The organism is Kitasatospora cineracea, from assembly GCF_003751605.1.
Lineage (GTDB): Bacteria > Actinomycetota > Actinomycetes > Streptomycetales > Streptomycetaceae > Kitasatospora > Kitasatospora cineracea.
In genome coordinates, this window is record NZ_RJVJ01000001.1 from 1,993,126 (window position 1) to 2,008,641 (window position 15,516).

14 protein-coding genes and 1 tRNA gene are annotated in these 15,516 nt (G+C 74.8%); 11 read left to right on the top strand and 4 right to left on the bottom strand.

The annotated features are described in order from the left end of the window. Together EDD39_RS09155 and EDD39_RS09160 are read right to left on the bottom strand one after the other, a co-directional pair. Complete coding sequence (locus EDD39_RS09155) at positions 1–438, bottom strand: hypothetical protein (protein WP_123554695.1); 438 nt, start codon at positions 436–438, stop codon at positions 1–3. A 237-nt stretch (positions 439–675) separates the two neighbouring features. Then, positions 676–1,773: an ABC transporter ATP-binding protein gene (locus EDD39_RS09160; RefSeq protein ID WP_030463304.1), complete on the bottom strand. Its 1,098-nt coding sequence runs from the start codon at positions 1,771–1,773 to the stop codon at positions 676–678. 314 nt (positions 1,774–2,087) lie between these two features. Between EDD39_RS09160 and EDD39_RS09165 the strand changes: the two genes are divergently transcribed. The 3 genes from EDD39_RS09165 to EDD39_RS09175 all read left to right on the top strand — a co-directional run bounded on the left by EDD39_RS09165 (position 2,088) and on the right by EDD39_RS09175 (position 2,961). Beyond that, positions 2,088–2,161 (top strand) — tRNA-Thr (locus EDD39_RS09165). 129 nt (positions 2,162–2,290) lie between these two features. Continuing rightward, a complete protein-coding gene (locus EDD39_RS09170) occupies positions 2,291–2,566 on the top strand; it encodes a hypothetical protein (RefSeq protein WP_035953777.1) in 276 nt (91 codons plus the stop codon). Next, positions 2,566–2,961 carry a PIN domain-containing protein gene (locus EDD39_RS09175; protein WP_162869980.1) on the top strand — a complete coding sequence of 132 codons (396 nt, stop codon included), beginning with the start codon at positions 2,566–2,568 and terminating at the stop codon, positions 2,959–2,961. Before EDD39_RS09170 ends, EDD39_RS09175 begins: the two co-directional genes overlap by 1 nt. A 728-nt stretch (positions 2,962–3,689) precedes the next feature. Here EDD39_RS09175 and EDD39_RS09185 read toward each other — a convergent pair. Then, the gene (locus EDD39_RS09185) at positions 3,690–4,358 is read right to left on the bottom strand and encodes a histidine phosphatase family protein (RefSeq protein ID WP_123554701.1); all 669 of its coding nucleotides are present in this window, start codon (positions 4,356–4,358) and stop codon (positions 3,690–3,692) included. A 351-nt stretch (positions 4,359–4,709) separates the two neighbouring features. Here EDD39_RS09185 and EDD39_RS39450 point away from each other — a divergent pair, with 351 nt between their 5' ends. From EDD39_RS39450 to EDD39_RS09220, 8 genes are all read left to right on the top strand, one after another. Continuing rightward, positions 4,710–4,880: a hypothetical protein gene (locus tag EDD39_RS39450; protein ID WP_162869981.1), complete on the top strand. Its 171-nt coding sequence runs from the start codon at positions 4,710–4,712 to the stop codon at positions 4,878–4,880. A gap of 171 nt (positions 4,881–5,051) precedes the next feature. After that, positions 5,052–5,723, top strand: coding sequence for a GTP cyclohydrolase II (locus EDD39_RS09190; protein ID WP_030908234.1), 672 nt, complete (start codon positions 5,052–5,054; stop codon positions 5,721–5,723). Positions 5,724–5,811: 88 nt separating this feature from the next. Beyond that, positions 5,812–6,330 carry an NADPH-dependent FMN reductase gene (locus tag EDD39_RS09195; protein WP_123554703.1) on the top strand — a complete coding sequence of 173 codons (519 nt, stop codon included), beginning with the start codon at positions 5,812–5,814 and terminating at the stop codon, positions 6,328–6,330. Positions 6,331–6,504: 174 nt separating this feature from the next. Beyond that, the gene (gene ribD, locus EDD39_RS09200; RefSeq protein ID WP_123560273.1) at positions 6,505–7,698 is read left to right on the top strand and encodes a bifunctional diaminohydroxyphosphoribosylaminopyrimidine deaminase/5-amino-6-(5-phosphoribosylamino)uracil reductase RibD; all 1,194 of its coding nucleotides are present in this window, start codon (positions 6,505–6,507) and stop codon (positions 7,696–7,698) included. Beyond that, complete coding sequence (locus tag EDD39_RS09205; RefSeq protein ID WP_123554705.1) at positions 7,695–8,630, top strand: LLM class flavin-dependent oxidoreductase; 936 nt, start codon at positions 7,695–7,697, stop codon at positions 8,628–8,630. The genes ribD and EDD39_RS09205 overlap by 4 nt, the downstream gene beginning before the upstream one ends. Continuing rightward, positions 8,627–9,835 carry a hypothetical protein gene (locus tag EDD39_RS09210; protein WP_123554707.1) on the top strand — a complete coding sequence of 403 codons (1,209 nt, stop codon included), beginning with the start codon at positions 8,627–8,629 and terminating at the stop codon, positions 9,833–9,835. Before EDD39_RS09205 ends, EDD39_RS09210 begins: the two co-directional genes overlap by 4 nt. 17 nt (positions 9,836–9,852) lie before the next feature. Then, the gene (locus EDD39_RS09215; protein WP_148089412.1) at positions 9,853–11,037 is read left to right on the top strand and encodes a galactosyltransferase-related protein; all 1,185 of its coding nucleotides are present in this window, start codon (positions 9,853–9,855) and stop codon (positions 11,035–11,037) included. Between the two features lie 135 nt (positions 11,038–11,172). Beyond that, positions 11,173–12,195, top strand: coding sequence for a helix-turn-helix domain-containing protein (locus tag EDD39_RS09220; protein ID WP_148089413.1), 1,023 nt, complete (start codon positions 11,173–11,175; stop codon positions 12,193–12,195). 7 nt (positions 12,196–12,202) lie between these two features. Here the strand turns inward: EDD39_RS09220 and EDD39_RS09225 are convergent, their stop codons facing one another. Beyond that, complete coding sequence (locus EDD39_RS09225) at positions 12,203–15,118, bottom strand: AfsR/SARP family transcriptional regulator (RefSeq protein WP_244256661.1); 2,916 nt, start codon at positions 15,116–15,118, stop codon at positions 12,203–12,205. Positions 15,119–15,516: the final 398 nt, after the last annotated feature.

A 15,516-nucleotide genomic window follows, 5' to 3' on the forward strand; every position in this document is an offset into this window, starting at 1 on the left:
TCAGTTGACCACGCCGGCGGCGAACGAGCCGTCGCAGACCGGGCGGGCGAAGGAGCGGGCGCGCTGCACGTCGCCCTGGTACTTCTTCACCGCGGCGCGGCCGAGGTCGCCGGCCAGCGCGCTGCAGTACGGGGTCAGCGTCGGGTTCTCGCGCATGGTGCGTTCGAGCAGGTCGAGCGCGGTGCCCGGGTTGTGGTTCTTCAGCTCCTCCATCAGGTCCACCCGGAGGGCGTCCTGCGGGGCCATGCCCTGGGTGTTGGGGGCCGTGGAGGTGCGGCCGATGGTGCCGTCACCGCTGGAGGCCGCCACCACCTGCTGGTCCAGGCCCGTCGGCGGGGCCCACGGGACGCGGGTCACGGCGAGCGTGCCGGTGGTCACCAGGATCACCGGCAGGGTGAGGGCAACGGTCTGGGCGATGCGGCGCACGAGCTGTTTCACGCACAGGAGAGTAGCGCTGCGTGGCGGTGCGGGCGCGCCACGTTACCCCATCGAGTGACGGGTGCCCCGTTTTGTTCCGCCATCGGGTTGACGCGGCGGCCTTCGGAGGGCCTTGGAGGGCTCAGGGGCGTTCCGGGAACGCCGGAACCCCCTGCCGACCGCCGTGGGCAGGGGGTTCCGTGGAAGAGCGGCTGGACGGGCGCCGCCGTCAGGTGCGGCGCCCCTCCGGTGCTGTCGTCAGCGGCTCAGGCGCACGCCGCCGTCGGCCTCGGTGGTGAAGACGTGCGGCTCGTTGCCGACCGGCACGACGTGGATGGTCTCGCCGCGCTGCGGGATCTCGCGGCTGTGCACGCGGACCACGATGTCCTTGTCCTCGCCGGACACCTGGGTGGTGCCGTACACGAAGCCGTCGGCGCCGAGCTCCTCGACCACGTTGACGGTGACCGCGACGCCCTCGAGGCCGCCGGCCGGAACGACCTGGAAGTGCTCGGGACGGATGCCGACCACGACGTTCTTCGCGCTGCCGGCCTTGGCCAGGTCCTCGCGGGCGATGTTGATGATCGAGCCGCCGAACTTCACGCCGCCGTCGACCAGCGGAACCTCGATCAGGTTCATCGCCGGGGAGCCGATGAAGCCGGCCACGAACAGGTTGCCCGGGCGGTCGTACATCGCGCGCGGGGCGTCGACCTGCTGCAGCAGGCCGTCCTTGAGGACCGCGACGCGGTCACCCATGGTCATGGCCTCGGTCTGGTCGTGGGTGACGTAGACCGTGGTGATGCCCAGGCGGCGCTGCAGCGAGGCGATCTGGGTACGGGTCGAGACGCGGAGCTTGGCGTCCAGGTTCGACAGCGGCTCGTCCATCAGGAAGACCTGCGGCTGGCGGACGATCGCGCGGCCCATGGCGACACGCTGGCGCTGACCGCCGGAGAGCGCCTTCGGCTTGCGGTCCAGGTACTGGGTCAGGTCGAGGATCTTGGCGGCCTCTTCGACCTTGGTGCGGATCTCGGCCTTGTTCACGCCGGCGATCTTCAGGGCGAAGCCCATGTTCTCGGCCACGGTCATGTGCGGGTACAGCGCGTAGTTCTGGAACACCATGGCGATGTCCCGGTCCTTCGGCGGCAGGTGGGTGACGTCGCGGTCGCCGATGCGGATGGCGCCCTCGTTCACGTCCTCCAGGCCGGCCAGCATGCGCAGCGAGGTCGACTTGCCACAGCCGGAGGGGCCGACCAGGACGAGGAACTCGCCGTCCGCGATCTCCAGGTCGAGCTGGTCGACGGAGGGCTTGTCGGCACCCGGGTACACACGGGTGGCCTTGTCGTACGTCACAGAAGCCATGATGCTTCGCTCCTTCACCGGCAGGAACGTGCCGGACGATCCGAGTAAAGGTGGATGTTCTTCCGCCGCCCCGGCAGGCCCGACCGATTGGTCTGAACCACTGGCGCCGAGTGCGACTCCCCGCGACGCTACCTGGCAGTTCATCCTTTTGTCAGCCCTCTGCCGCCCCCGAGTTGGCATCGATCCGGTCACACCCCCGCCCCCGACTGTCCCCCCACCACCCCCGCACACCCCCCACAACCCCCCGCATCCCCGAGCCCCCGCCCGGTACACTGCCCACTGGTGCCGCCGTGGATCCTGCGGACGGCCACCGCGCCTCCTTAGCTCAGCTGGCCAGAGCACCGCTCTTGTAAAGCGGGGGTCGTCGGTTCGAACCCGACAGGGGGCTCAGCGTGCCGCCCCGGATGAGCTGTAGCTTCGGCCTTCTGGGAGCTTGATCGCCGGCCTCGGACCCCTGGTCCGAGGCCGTTTGCGTGAGCTCCTCCGAGTGCGACCGCCGCTCGGTATGATGTCTGGTATGGCAACGAAGAAGTACACCGTGACGCTGCCCGAGGAACTGGCGGAGGAGATCCGCGCCGAGGTGGGGTCCGGTGGATTCAGCCGTTATGTCACGCAGGCCATAGAGCGCCAGCGTGAGCGTGACAACCTGCACGAGTTCGTCGGTTGGTGGGAGGGCGAGCACGGCGAGGTGACCGACGCGGAGTTGGCGCTCGCAGAGGCGGAGCGGCTGGCGCTCCAGCGGCAGCATGCGGAGCGCAAAGCCCGGACTGCGCCCCGTCGCAAGGCGAGTTGATGTCCGAGCTCGTCTACCTGCTCGACAGTGAAGGCTTGTCACAAGCCGTTCTCGGCCACCGCGCCATGGGCGCCCGGCTCAAGGACGCGGACCGCTCCGGCGTCCGGGTCATGACCACGTCGATGACGCCCATCGAGGCCCACCACGGGCGCGTCAAGAAGGCCGCGTGGGCATGGACCCTCTCCAGGATCGCAGTCGAACCCGTGACCCGGGAGATCGCCGGGGAAGCGATCGAACTGTTGGAGGCAGCCGGCCTGCACGGACACAAGTACGCCATCGACGCCGCTCTTGCCGCCGTAGCGCTGCGTCAGCGGGGTGACGTCACGATCTTCACGTCCGACGAGGAGGACATGCGTCTGCTCTGCGGTGACCGTGTTGTGGTCAAGGGCATCTGACGGTGGCATCCGAGGTGGGCCAGGTCACGGTGGATGCCGTATCGACCGGCCCGCTGAGTGAGCCATGCGTGAGCGGATTGCACAGCAGCAACGCCAGCGGGGCTGGACTGCCGGAACTTGACGGGTGGTGCCGACCTGCAGGGGCAGCGCCACGCGGCATCAGGTGTCATGCCCCGTCATGATCCGGGTTCGTTCTGTAAAGCGGGAGTCGTCGGTTCGAACCCGACAGGGGGCTCCGTGAACTGCCTGCGGGTGCTTGGCGCGTGAACGGCCCCGAACGATCCGTCCGGGGCCGTTTCGTGTCGTGGGGGGCAGGGGGTAGTGGGGGACCAGCGGGCGGCGAGGTGGTAGCCGAGGCCGCCGGTGGTGGCCAGGAGGGCCAGGACGGTCCAGAAGAGGGCGGCGTGGTGCTCGATCAGGGAGCCGACCAGGAGGGGGCCGGCGATGGTGGAGAGGGCCCAGGTGAGGTTGAAGAGGGAGAGGTAGCGGCCGCGGGACCCGGGTGGAGCGGCGGTGGCGGAGATCGCGGTGGCGGCCACCACCCGGCCCTGGCCCGCGAGTTCGGGCAGGCCGAGGGGGAGCCGCAGCCGGGAGGGGGAGTGGGGACGGGGACGGTCGGGGGTGGTTCGTCCGGCCGGGTCGGTGCTGAGAGGAACTCCGTTGTCACGTCGGGTATTTGGTGCGCGCAGACGGTGCGGTGGCTGAACGGCCCTGCTGGGCAAGGGGGTTCAGCGCAGGTGGGAGGTGTCGTTGTAGAGGTGCATGGCGGCGCGCGGGCCGGTGTGGACCAGGACGGAGAGCGAGGCCGGGGAGAGGTGCATGGCGTGCGTCGCCTCGGCGGGGGCGGTCAGTGCTCCGGCGATCAGCGTCTTGATCGGCGTGACGTGGCTGACCAGCAGGAGGCGGCGGCCCGGGTGGCGGGCCAGCAGGGCGTCGCGGGCCGTGGCGGTGCGGGCGGCGACTTCGGCGAGGGACTCGGTGGCGCCGGTGGGCGCCGCCGTCGCGGACGACTGCCAGGCCCGCAGGTCGGCGGGGTGACGGGTGCGGATCTCGTCCAGGGTGAGGCCCTCCCAGTGCCCGAAGTCGGCTTCCCGCAGGTTGTCCTCGATCTCCACGTCCAGCCCGAGCCGTTCGGCCGCGGCCTGTGCGGTCTGCCGGCAGCGGCGCAGCGGGGAGCTGATGACGGCGTGCACGGGTGCCTCGGCGAGCAGGGTGGAGGCGGCTGCGCGGGCGGCCTGGGCGAGGCCGGTGCCGGAGAGCTCGGGGTCGGTGCCGCCGCTGCCGGAGAACCGGCGGTGCGGGGTCAGTGCGGTCTCGCCGTGGCGCAGCAGCAGCAGGGTGGTGGGCGGGGTGGGTGCGGCGGGTCCGGTGGCCCGGCCGTCCGGTGCGCTGGTCATTTCTCCAGCCTAGACCGGGAGGTCGCGGGAAATGCGGTCCGTGGAAAGTCGGGGGGCGGGGAATCGTGCGGAAACGGTGGACCTGGCGGCCTGTTCGGTGATTCCGTGCACTTCCGGCAGGACCGGTGTCGAATGCGGCAACTCGGACGTCCGGGAATTCGCCGACCGGGCCACCTCCCCGGCAGGTGGGGTTCCTGTCCGGATCAGGCCAGGCACGGTCCGGCCAGCGGCATCGGTGGCGAAATCCTTTACGGCCGGGGGACAGTTGGTCGTCGAGCGAATTCGAAGGCCCGGCCGGGGCGGGGATGCGACCGCCATTCCGCAACGGCTACAAATCCTCTGGAGAATGCCATGAAGAAGACCGGAACCCCCCTCTGGATCGCCGGGATCTCCGCTGTCGCGTCGGTGGTGGTCCTGCTGTCCGGGGCCCCCGCGCAGGCGGCGGCCGACGAGCCGGCGCGGGAGTCGGTGGTCTGCCCGGCCAGCCTGATGTGGGACGTCGTCGCCGGCGCCTGCCGCTGACCGCGGCCACCCCGTACCGAGCCCCACCGCGGCCCGTCGATGCCCACCGCGGCCCTTCGATGCCCGTCGAGGCCCGCCGGGATCCGGTGGTTCCCCGCCGGAGTCCTGCCGAAGTTCCACCGAAGCCCTGCCGAAGTGTCCGGCGCCAGCCGGCGTGAGAGAGGACGAGCGATGACCGTAGCCGAGACGATGCCCGCGACCGAGACGGTGTCCGCGAAGATCCGCGCCACCGTGCCCGTACCGATCCACCTGAACAACGGCGACACCGTCGCCGCCCGGCTGCACACCTTCCACGGCCTGAGCGATCCGGGCGAGCACATAGCGATCACCCTGGGCGAGGACCGCCCGGACCCGGACCCGGTGCCGCTGGTCCGGCTGCACTCCGAGTGCCTGACCGGCGACGTGCTGGGCTCGGCGCGCTGCGACTGCGGCCCGCAGCTGCACGAGGCGGTGCGCCGGATCGGCACCACCGGCGGCTGCGTGCTGTACCTGCGCCAGGAGGGCCGCGGCATCGGCCTGTACAACAAGCTGGACGCCTACCTGCTCCAGGACGCCGGGTACGACACCTACGCGGCGAACGAGGAACTCCAACTCGCCCCGGACTCCCGGGACTACCGGGCCGCCGCCGAGATGCTCCGGCTGCTCGGCCTGACCCGGATCCGGCTGCTCACCAACAACCCGGAGAAGGCCGCCCAGCTCGCCCGGTACGGGATCGACGTGGTCGCGGTGGTGCCGACCGGGGTGTTCGTCACCGAGGACAACCGCTTCTACCTGGAGACCAAGGCCCGGGTGACCCGCCACACGCTGGCCCTCGGCGAGCCGGCCGGCCGGCTCGCGCGCTGACCCGCGCCCGCGCCCGCACACACCCGTAACCCGCACCCGCACCCGGCCAGGAGGACGGCATGAGCCCGGGGCACATCAGGAGGACGGCATGAGAGCACTGGTATTCATCGGCAGCGAACGCGTGAACTCCTACACGGCGGCACTCGGCCGGGCGATCGGCGACGCGCTGGGGTCGGCCGGGATGGCGCCCGAGACGGTGCACGCCGGGGGCCCGGAGGCCGCCGACCCGGTCGGGCTGCTCGAGCGGATCGCCCGGGCGGACGCGGTGGTCCTGGTCTCCCCGGTCTACCACGGCGGCTACTCGGCCCTGCTCAAGGCGGTGCTGGACCGGCTGCCCGGCGACGCGTTCGCCGACAAGCCGGTCGCGGTCGCCGCGAACGGCAGCGGGCCGCGCACCGGCAACGTGGTGTGCGACCAACTGCGCACGGTGGCAAGGGCGATGGGCGGCTGGGTGGTGCCCACCCAGACCGCCGGCTGTCCGGACGACTTCCGCACGGTCGGCGGCGCGCCGGTCGGCCCCGGGGCCGAACTGGCCGAGCGGTGCGAGCTGATTGCCGGTCAACTGCTGCGGCTGGAAACGGCGTTGCGCACCCCGGCGGGGGTGTAGGCGGTGCACGGGCAGAGCGGGCGGGAAGCGATGGACCGGCAGGCCGAACGTGGCCGGCAGGCAGAACGGACCGAGCAGGCAGAACAGGCCGGGCGGGACGGGCAGGTCGAGCGGAAGCCGGCCCGCGAGCGGGCCGAGCGGAGGACGGCGCGCGAGCAGGTCGAGCAGCGGGCGATGCGGCGGGCCGTCGAACTGGCCGCCGAACGGCTGGGGTTGACCGGTGCGAACCCCACGGTGGGCTGCGTCGTCCTGGACGACCGGCTGCGGGTGGTCGGCGAGGGGTCGCACCGGCACGACGGCGAACCGCACGCCGAGGTGGTGGCGCTGGCCGCGGCCGGCACCCGGGCCCGCGGCGGCACCGCCGTGGTGACCCTCGAACCGTGCGCCCACACCGGCCGCACCGGCCCGTGCACCGAGGCGCTGCGGGCCGCCGGGGTGGCCCGGGTGGTGTACGCGGTGGCCGACCCGACCTCGCGGGCCGGCGGCGGTGCGGCGGTGCTGGCCGCCGCCGGGATCGCCGTCGAGGGCGGGCTGCTGGCCGCCGAGGCGACCCGGGCGAACCGGTACTGGCTGACCAACGCCACCCGGCTCCGGCCCTGGGTGACCTGGAAGTTCGGGGCCACCCTGGACGGCCGGATCGCCGCCGCCGACGGCAGTTCGCGCTGGATCACCTCCGCCGCGGCCCGCGCCGACGCCCACCTGTTGCGGGCCCGGCACGGCGCGGTGCTGGTCGGCGCGGGCACCGTCCGCACCGACGACCCGCACCTGGGCGTCCGGCACGGCGTGGCCGGACCCGCCCCGGTGCGGGTGGTGGTGGCCGCCGACCCGTCCCGGCTGCCCGCGACGGCCCGGGTGTTCGACGGGTCGGCCCGGACGCTGCTGGCCGTCCCGGAACGGTTCGCCCGGGCCGCCGCCCCACCCGGCGCCGAACTGCTCCCGATCGGCCCGCCCGACAGCCCGCCCGACGACCCGTCAGCCGCGTCGGACGGCGGGTCGGACGGCGGGTCGGACGGCGGGCAGGTCGACCCGCGGGCGCTGCTTTCCGCCCTGCTCGGCCTGGGCATCCGCTCCGTGCTGGTCGAGGGCGGCCCGCGCACCGCGGCCCGGCTGCTGGCCGCCGGCTGCGTGGACGAGGCGGTGGGCCACCTGGCCCCGGCGCTGCTCGGCGCCGGGCCCGCGCTGCTCGGCGACCTCGGCATCGCCACCATCGGCGGGGCGCTGCGCTGGGAGTTCCGGGCGGCCGAACCGGTCGGGCCGGACCTGCGGGTCTCCGTCGTCCCGGTCCCCGACCTGCCGGTCCCCGACCTGCCGGGCGAGGGCGCCCCGGGCGAAGGCGCCCTGGTCGGCGCCGGGGGGTGGACGGCATGAGGACCGGCATCCTGCTCCCGCTGTACGACGACCCGTGGCAGCACGGCCTGCGCCGCCTGTACGAGGCGGCGGAGCTCGGCTTCACCGGGGTGTGGACCAGGGACGTCACGCTGACCGAGAACGACGGCGTGGACCGCGCGGTGGCCGGCGACCCGGTCGCCGACCTGGCCCACGCGATGGGCACCGGCCTGCCGTTCGAGGAGTTCGGCACCGCGATCCTGTGCGCCGGCTACCGGCACCCGCTGAGCATGGCCCGCTCGGTGGTGATGCTCCAGCAGATCTCCGGCAACCGGCTGGTCCTGGGCCTCGGCGCGGGCTCCCGGACCAACGTCAACGCGCTGTACGGCCTGGACCGGCAGGCCCGGCGGCAGAACCTGCTGCAGACCGTCCGCACCCTGGACGACCTGCTCCGCCAGGGCGGCCGCGACCTGCCGGACACCGTGCGGTTCGAGAAGCCCCCGGGCTTCCGGCCCCCGCCGATGCTGCTGGCCAGCGGCGACCCGGCCGTGCTGTCCGAGCTCGGCCCGTACCTGGACGGCCTGATGGTGCCGGGCCTGCCCCCGGAGAAGCTCACGAACGCGGACGAGGGCCACCCCGGTGCCCTGCTGCCCCGCACCATGCAGCTCAGCCTGGCGGTCAGCACCGCGGACCGGCACCTGCCGGTCGGGGTGCGCGACCTGGGCCGGATCGCGGTGGTCGAGGTCGGCGCCGAACTGCTCGCCCCGCTGCTGGAGCGGTACGCCCGGCACGGTCTGGAGCGGCTGGTCCTGCACCTGCCGTTCGACGACCTGACCGGGCGCCAGCTGGCCGTCCTGGCCGCCCGGACCAGGGAACTGACGGCGCCCGTCCCGGCCGGTGCGGCCCCGGCCCCGGTCGGTGCGGCTCCGGCCCCGGTCGGCGCGGCTCCGGCCCCGGCCGGCAGCGCGCCGTGACGCCCGTCATCAGCGCGGCGGTGGCGGCCCCGGGGGCCTTCCCGGGCGCTGGCGAAGTCCCTTACGAACTCGGCCTGCCCGATCCGAGTGCTGACGAAGTCCCGTCCGCACTGGGCGAGTTCGGCCCGGTCCCGGTGGTCCGGGCCGACCCGGCGGCCGCGCTGGTCGGGGCCTGGCGGGCCGCGGCCGGCGCCGGTTCGACCCACCACCTGGTGGTCCGGGCCGGTACCGAGCTGGCGCCCGGGTTCGCCGCCGAGCTGGTCCGCGCGGTGGCCGGCCGTCCCCGGGCCGCCCTGGTGCTGTCCGCGGCGGGCGGCGGCAGCCGGAACGCGGGGGCGGTCCGGCTGGCGGCGCTGCGCGGCTGCGGCTGGGCCGCGGCGGTGCCGCAGGACTGCCTGTCCCCGGCGGCCGTGCTGCTGCCGTCCGGGGCGGCGCTCGCGTTCGCCGGGTTCGCGGCCGGGGCGCTGGCGGCGGGTGCCGCTCCGGGCGGGCTGCTGCCGGCCTTCGCCCGGCGGCACCGGCTGGACCTGCTGCTGCACGTCGGCGGCCTGGCCGCGCCCCCGGCGGCGCCCGGGGCCCCGCCCCGGCCCTCGGCCGCGCAGTGCGCCGGGGCGGCGGGGCGGTCGTCGGGCGGGGCGTCCGACCTGGTCAGCCCGCTGCCGGAGGTGCTGCCCCGGCTGTCCGGCGGCCGGGCCCTGATCTCGCTGTGGGACGCCGGCACCGCGACCTGGCGGCAGGCGTCCTGGACCCGGCACATGGCCCGCTCCGGCCGGAACTGGCCGGTGGCGGCCCCGGCGGCGGCGTTCGTGGCGGTCACCGACCGGCCGACGCCGAGCGCCCGGGAGCGGGTCCTGCCGCTCACCGAGGTGGTCCGCTACGGGCTGGCGCTGGGCACCGTGCTGGGCCGGGCCCCGGTCGAGACCGCGGCACCGGTCCTGCGGCCCTGCCTGTGCGCGGCCGTGCTGGACGCGGCCGGCCCGGTGCCGGCCCCGGAGTGGCCGGACGACTGGACCGACGAGCTGACCGACGTGCTGTGGCGGGCGGTCGGCGTCGGCGCGCGGCTGCGCTCCAACCACGGCGTGGAGCACTGGCCGGCCGAGGAACTGCGCGCCCTGCCCGCGGACGCGCCGCCGTGCGGCGGGCCGGAGCCCGCCGAGCCGCCCCCGCCGGGCGGCGCCCGCCCTTCACCGACCCCTCGCCCGTGAGGAATTGGGAGACCACCATGTCCTGGCTACGCGTCACCGACCCGTCGGCCGCGGCCCGCCTCGTCGCGGATTCGCTGGTGATCCACGCGGACCCGCACGCGCGGGCCACCAACCCGTACCACTGGTACCGCACGCAGCCGCTGACCGAGCGGCTGGCCCGGCTGGCGGGCGACGAGGACGCCGCGCCGTTCGCCCCGGCCGCCCGGCGGCTGCTGGCCGCGCCGGAGCGGCCCGAGCACCACCGGGCCCTGGTGGCCGCGCTGATCCCGATGATCGAGAAGTTCCCGGAGCGGATGCGGCCGCTGACCGACCTGGCCTGGCAGACCACGCAGCGCGGCCGGATCGGCCACCACCTGGGCGCGGCCGTCGGCCCGGACGCCCCGCCGGCCCCGTCCGCTCCCGCCACCGCCCCGGTACCGGAGCGGACGGGCGTGCCGGGTCCGGCCGCCCAGGTGGTGGTGCCGTTCCGGGACGGCGGCGGGGGCGGGGAGCGGCTGCGCAACCTGCTGGCCTGCCTGGCCGCGCTGCGCGACCAGGACGAGGTGCCGGGCGGGTACACGGTGACGGTGGTCGAGGCGGACCGCGAGCCGCGCCGCCGGGAGCTGATCGCGCCGCTGGCCGACGAGTACCTGTTCGCGCCGCACCCCGGCGCCTTCAACAAGGCGTGGGTGGTGAACGCCGGAGTGGCCAACTCGGCGGTGCGGGCCGAGACGGTCTGCGTCTTCGACGCCGACCTGCTGCCCGACCGCGGCTTCGTCGCCCGCAGCCTGGCCCGGTTCCGCGAACCGGGCGTGGGGGCGTTCCTGCCCTACCGCGACATGCTCTACCTGGACGAGGGCTCCAGCGTCCGGGCGGTGCGCACCCGCGGCCCGGGCGGCGAGCCGGCGCTCGACCCGGCTGCGCTGCGCGGCTTCTGGATGCGCCGCCCGGTGGGCGGCTGCGTGTGGCTGACCCGCGAGGTGTTCGACCGGATCGGCGGCATGGACGAGCGGTACGAGAACTGGGGCGGCGAGGACGTGGACCTGGTGCTGCGGCTGCAGTCGGCGACCGCGCTGTACGCCTACGACGACTTCATGGTGCACCTGCACCACCCGGTCCGGCCGCTGCGGCCGGAGGAGGCGCGGCAGAACGACGAGATCCCCTACATGACCTGGAAGCCGGCGGGCCCGATCGGCCGGCTGGACCGCTACCTCGTGGAGTGAGCGCCGCGCGGAGCCGGGGGATTCTGCGCCGGCTCCGCCGAAAACCTTTGACACCACCCGCCCCAGTGGTCTAGACCTACACCGCGAATGGTCACGTCTATCGGGCAATGGGGGCTCCGATGAACACGGTGAGCGATGTCGACCGGGTCCGCCGCGCACCGGACGCGTCCTGACGTGCAGGCCGTGCTGCAGGCGTTCGGCCTGAGCGAGGCGGCGAGCCTGGTCTACCAGGCCCTGCTGCGCACCCCCGAACCCGCCGAGGGCGCCCTGTCCGCCGAACTCGGCCTGTCCGCGGACGAGGTCCGCGCCGCCTACCGGGAACTCGCCGGGCTCTCCCTGCTCCGCTCCTCCTGGGACGACCCGCTCACCCTGCGCCCGGTGATCCCCGAACTCGGCCTCAAGGCCCTGCTCGCCCACCGGGAGGCGGAACTCCTCGCCCACCGGCAGCAGGTCGAACAGGCCCAGGCCGCCTACGAGATCATCCGCACCGAGTCGGCCTCCGGCCGCCGCTTCACCCACACCGAGGACCTGGTCGGGGTGGACGCGATCCGCGACCGGCTGGCCGAACTCGGCGCCCGCACCCGCTCCCAGGTGCTGGCCTTCATCCCCGGCGGCGGCCAGAGCGAGTCCGCCCGCCGCACCAGCCGCCCGCTCGACGAGGAACTGCTGCACCGCGGCGTCGAACTGCGCACCATCTTCCTGGACTCGGTGCGCAACCATCAGCCCACCACCGACTACGCCCGCTGGCTGGGCGAACGCGGCGGCCAGGTCCGCACCGTGCCCTCGCTGCCGATGCGGATGACCGTCGTCGACCGCGAGGCCGCCGTGGTCCCGCTCGACCCGGAGCGTAGCGACACCGCGACCGTGCTGTACGGCACCGGCGCGGTCGCCGCCATGTGCGCCCTGTTCGACCTGGTCTGGTCCGGCGCCACCCCGCTCGGCGACGCCAGGAGCCGCGACCCGCACGGCCTGTCGGGCCAGCACTACGCCCTGCTCCGGATCCTCCACCAGGGCGAGACCGACGTGGTCGCGGCCCGCAAGCTCGGCGTCTCCGAACGCACCGTCCGCCGCCTGATCTCCGAACTGATGGACCTGCTGGAGGCCCGCAGCCGCTTCCAGGCCGGCGCCCGCGCCGCCGAACGCTCCTGGCTGGGCTGACCGCCCGTCAGCCCGCCGCGAGCAGTTCGCGCAGTTCGGCGACCACCTTGTGATCGGCGCTGCCGAACCGGGCCAGGGCGGCGCGCCAGGCGGCACGGGCCTCGGGGAGGCGGCCGAGGTCGCGCAGGACCAGGCCGTGGGTGTGTTCGATGGTGCCGGTGGCGAAGGCGTCCTGGAGGGCGGTGGCCTGTCCGAGCAGTTCGCGGACCAGGTCGAGTGCTTCTTCCAGCCGGCCGAGGCGGCGGAGCGCTTCGGCCTGGCCGCGCCGGTTCTCCAGCACGACGTGCCAGGGGGAGACCCAGGGGGAGGGGGCGGTCGACTCGACGAAGTAGTCCAGCGCCGTGGCGGGATCGTCCAGGCGTAGGTGGGCGAAGCCGATGTTGGCCAGGCCGGCGCTGACCGCGTCGCCGAAGCCGGTGCGCCGGCCGGCCTCGACGCTGCGCCGGTGGTGGGCGATGGCGAGGTGCGGGTCCTCCGCCTCCAGCAGGTTGCCGAGTGCGCTGAGCACGGTGGCCTGGCTGCGCAGGTCACCGGTCTGGACGGCGAGGGCCAGGGACTCCTCCAGGCTGGCCACGGCCTCCTGGACGCGCCCGAGGTTGGACAGCAGGAGGCCGCGGTTGCCCAGCATGTTCTGGCGGTGCGCGGGGTCGTCGACCAGGGCGAGGCTCTGGTCGAGCAGCTCGACCCCCTGGAGGCTCCGGCCGGTGACGAAGTGCACGTGCGCCATGTCGCTGAGCGCGTGCACCAGCGCGGTGCGGTCGTCGTCGCGCAGGGCGAGCCGGCGGACGAGCTCGTTCAGCCGGAAGGACTCGGGGCGACGGCGGACGCGCAGGTAGGGGGCGAGCGCGCGGACGGGCAGCGAGACCTCGGCGGCAGTGGCCCACGGTGCGGCGGCGACCCGTTCGACCAGGGTGGACAGGTTGCCGAACTCGACGTCGCCGAGGGCGAACGCGGTGTCCCTGTCCAACCGGTCGGCCTCGTCCACCGGGGGGAGCCGCCGCACCCGGTGGGCGCCGGGGTCGATGGCGAGCGCCATCCGGGTGGAGAGGTCCAGGTACCAGCCGAGCGCGGCCCGGACGTGGCCGGTCCGTTCGGCGGGGTCGGGAACCAGCTCGCGCGCGTAGTCGCGGACCAGGTCGTGCGGGGCGTACCGGTCGGGGCGGGGTTCGTCGAGGAGGGCGACCTCGACCAGGCGGTCGAGGGCGGCGCCGGCCTGGGCGGGGGTGATCCGCAGGACGGCGGAGAGCAGCGGGGCGGAGTAGTCGGGCAGGTCGATCGCGCCGATGGCGGCGAGGGCGTCGGCGGCGCGCAGGTCCGGGCGGCGGGTGGAGGTGCGCAGCGAGTCGTGGGTCAGGGCGAGGGACTGGCGGATGCTCAGGTCGTCGAGTTCGAGTTCGTCGAGGCGGTCGGCGGGTTCCTCCAGCCGGCCGACCAGGCCGCGGACGGGGAGGGTGCGGCGGGCGGCGAGGCGGGCGCCGGCGATCCGCAGGGCGAGCGGCAGCCGGCCGCAGAGCCGGACCAGGCGGGCCAGGTCGGCCTGTTCGATGGCGACCACGGACCGGTCGGCGGTGGAGCGGCCCGCGGTGCGTTCGACCAGGGCGATGCTGTCGCGTTCGGAGAGGGCGTCGAGCCGCAGGTGCAGGGTGTGGTCCAGGGTGTGCATGGGGGCGCGGCCGGTGACCAGGACGGCGCAGCCGGGGGTGGCGGGCAGCAGCGGGCGGACCTGGGCGGGGTCGGCGGCGTCGTCGAGGACGAGCAGGGTGCGGGTGCCGGCCAGGGCGGTGCGCAGCAGGGCGGCGGCGCCGCCGGCGTCCTCGGGGATCGCGCCGGGCGCGGTGCCGAGGCCGAGCAGCAGGGCGGTGAGCGCGGCGTGGGCGGTGAGCGGGGCCAGGCCGGGGGTGGCGCCGCGCAGGTTCAGGAACAGCTGCCCGTCGGGGAACTCGGCCCGCAGCCCGTCGGCGCACCGCACCGCCAGCGCGGACTTGCCGACGCCCGCCATGCCGCTGACCACGGCGACCGCCGTCCGGTCGGAGTCGGCGAGCAGGGCGCGGCGCAGTGCCTCCAGCTGCTCCTGCCGGCCGACGAAGTGGGCGGCGGGGGAAGGGAGTTGGGCGGGCCGAGGACGTTCCGCAGCCGCCGGCTCCGGCTCCGACTCCGGCTCGGACGGCAACTCCGGCTCGGACGGAAACTCCGACTCCGGCTGTTCGGTCAGCAGCAGCCGGTGCGCCTCCCGCACGGCGGGTCCGGGTTCGACGCCCAGTTCCTCGACCAGGGCGGTGCGCAGGCGCTGGTGCACGGCGAGGGCCCGGGCGCGGTCGCCGGTCGCCCGGAGGGCCCGGATCAGCTGGGCGTGGAAGGCTTCGCGGAGCGGGTGTTCGCCGACCAGCCGGGTGAGTCCGGGGATCAGGGCGTGCGGGCGGCCCAGGCGCAGTTCGGCGTCGAAGCGCCATTCCAGGGCCTGCAGCCGGCTCTCCCGCCACTGCTCGCACGCCGCGCCGTTCCCGGCCGCTTCCGGCAGGTCGGCGAGCGGTTCGCCGCGCCACAGGTCGAGCGCGGTGGCGGTCTCGGCCAGGACGGCGGGCAGGTCGCCGGCCTCGTGCGCGGCGTGGGCGCGCCGGACCGCCGCCTCGAACCGCCGGGTGTCCAGTTCCTCGTCCGCCACGACGAGCCGGTAGCCGGCGGGGGTGGCGCGCAGCCGGGTCCCGTCCTCGTCGGCGAGCGACCTGCGCAGCCGGGCGACCAGGTTGCGCAGCGAGGCTTCGGCGGTGGCGGGGGCGCGTTCGCCCCAGAGCGCGTCGACCAGGCGGTCGAGCGAGACGGGCCGGTCGGCGTTCAGCAGCAGGACGGCGAGCAGGGTGCGGGCCTTGGGTCCGCGGATCGGGCGCTCGGCCGTTCCGTCGTGGACCGTCAGAGTTCCGAGCAAGCCGAAGCGCACCGTGGTGCTCCCTGTCCGCGTGCGCCCCGTCCGACTCCCCGTCGGTGCACGTTAGACAGATGTTATCGGCCGATTATCGGCTCGATCCAGGCTTGTCCTGTCGCACCAAGGACCGCCCGCCGGAACCCGACCGCTTCCGGCCCCACACCACGGCACGGAGAAGAGCATGCCCCGCACCCAGTGCACCGCCACCGCCCGCCGCCCCCGGCGGGACATCGCCTGGTCCTGACCCACCCCGGCCCCCGCCACGACCGGCAGGGGGCCGACCAGACCCGCGGCCGCCCGGACACCCGGCGGCCGCGCTCGCCGAACCCCGCACCGACGGCAGCCGCTCGCCGTCCCGGGGCCCGGCGCACGCACCGGACGGCGCCCGGGGGGAGCGCCGC

Excerpts from the sequence above, each read along its gene's own strand:
- EDD39_RS09185 (WP_123554701.1), bottom strand. The coding sequence starts at position 4,358 with ATGACCAGCGCACCGGACGGCCGGGCCACCGGACCCGCCGCACCCACC.
- EDD39_RS09160 (WP_030463304.1), bottom strand. The coding sequence starts at position 1,773 with ATGGCTTCTGTGACGTACGACAAGGCCACCCGTGTGTACCCGGGTGCC.
- EDD39_RS09170 (WP_035953777.1), top strand. The coding sequence starts at position 2,291 with ATGGCAACGAAGAAGTACACCGTGACGCTGCCCGAGGAACTGGCGGAG.
- EDD39_RS09220 (WP_148089413.1), top strand. The coding sequence starts at position 11,173 with ATGTCGACCGGGTCCGCCGCGCACCGGACGCGTCCTGACGTGCAGGCC.
- EDD39_RS09195 (WP_123554703.1), top strand. The coding sequence starts at position 5,812 with ATGAGAGCACTGGTATTCATCGGCAGCGAACGCGTGAACTCCTACACG.
- EDD39_RS09215 (WP_148089412.1), top strand. The coding sequence starts at position 9,853 with ATGTCCTGGCTACGCGTCACCGACCCGTCGGCCGCGGCCCGCCTCGTC.
- ribD (WP_123560273.1), top strand. The coding sequence starts at position 6,505 with ATGCGGCGGGCCGTCGAACTGGCCGCCGAACGGCTGGGGTTGACCGGT.
- EDD39_RS09175 (WP_162869980.1), top strand. The coding sequence starts at position 2,566 with ATGTCCGAGCTCGTCTACCTGCTCGACAGTGAAGGCTTGTCACAAGCC.
- EDD39_RS39450 (WP_162869981.1), top strand. The coding sequence starts at position 4,710 with ATGAAGAAGACCGGAACCCCCCTCTGGATCGCCGGGATCTCCGCTGTC.
- EDD39_RS09205 (WP_123554705.1), top strand. The coding sequence starts at position 7,695 with ATGAGGACCGGCATCCTGCTCCCGCTGTACGACGACCCGTGGCAGCAC.
- EDD39_RS09190 (WP_030908234.1), top strand. The coding sequence starts at position 5,052 with ATGACCGTAGCCGAGACGATGCCCGCGACCGAGACGGTGTCCGCGAAG.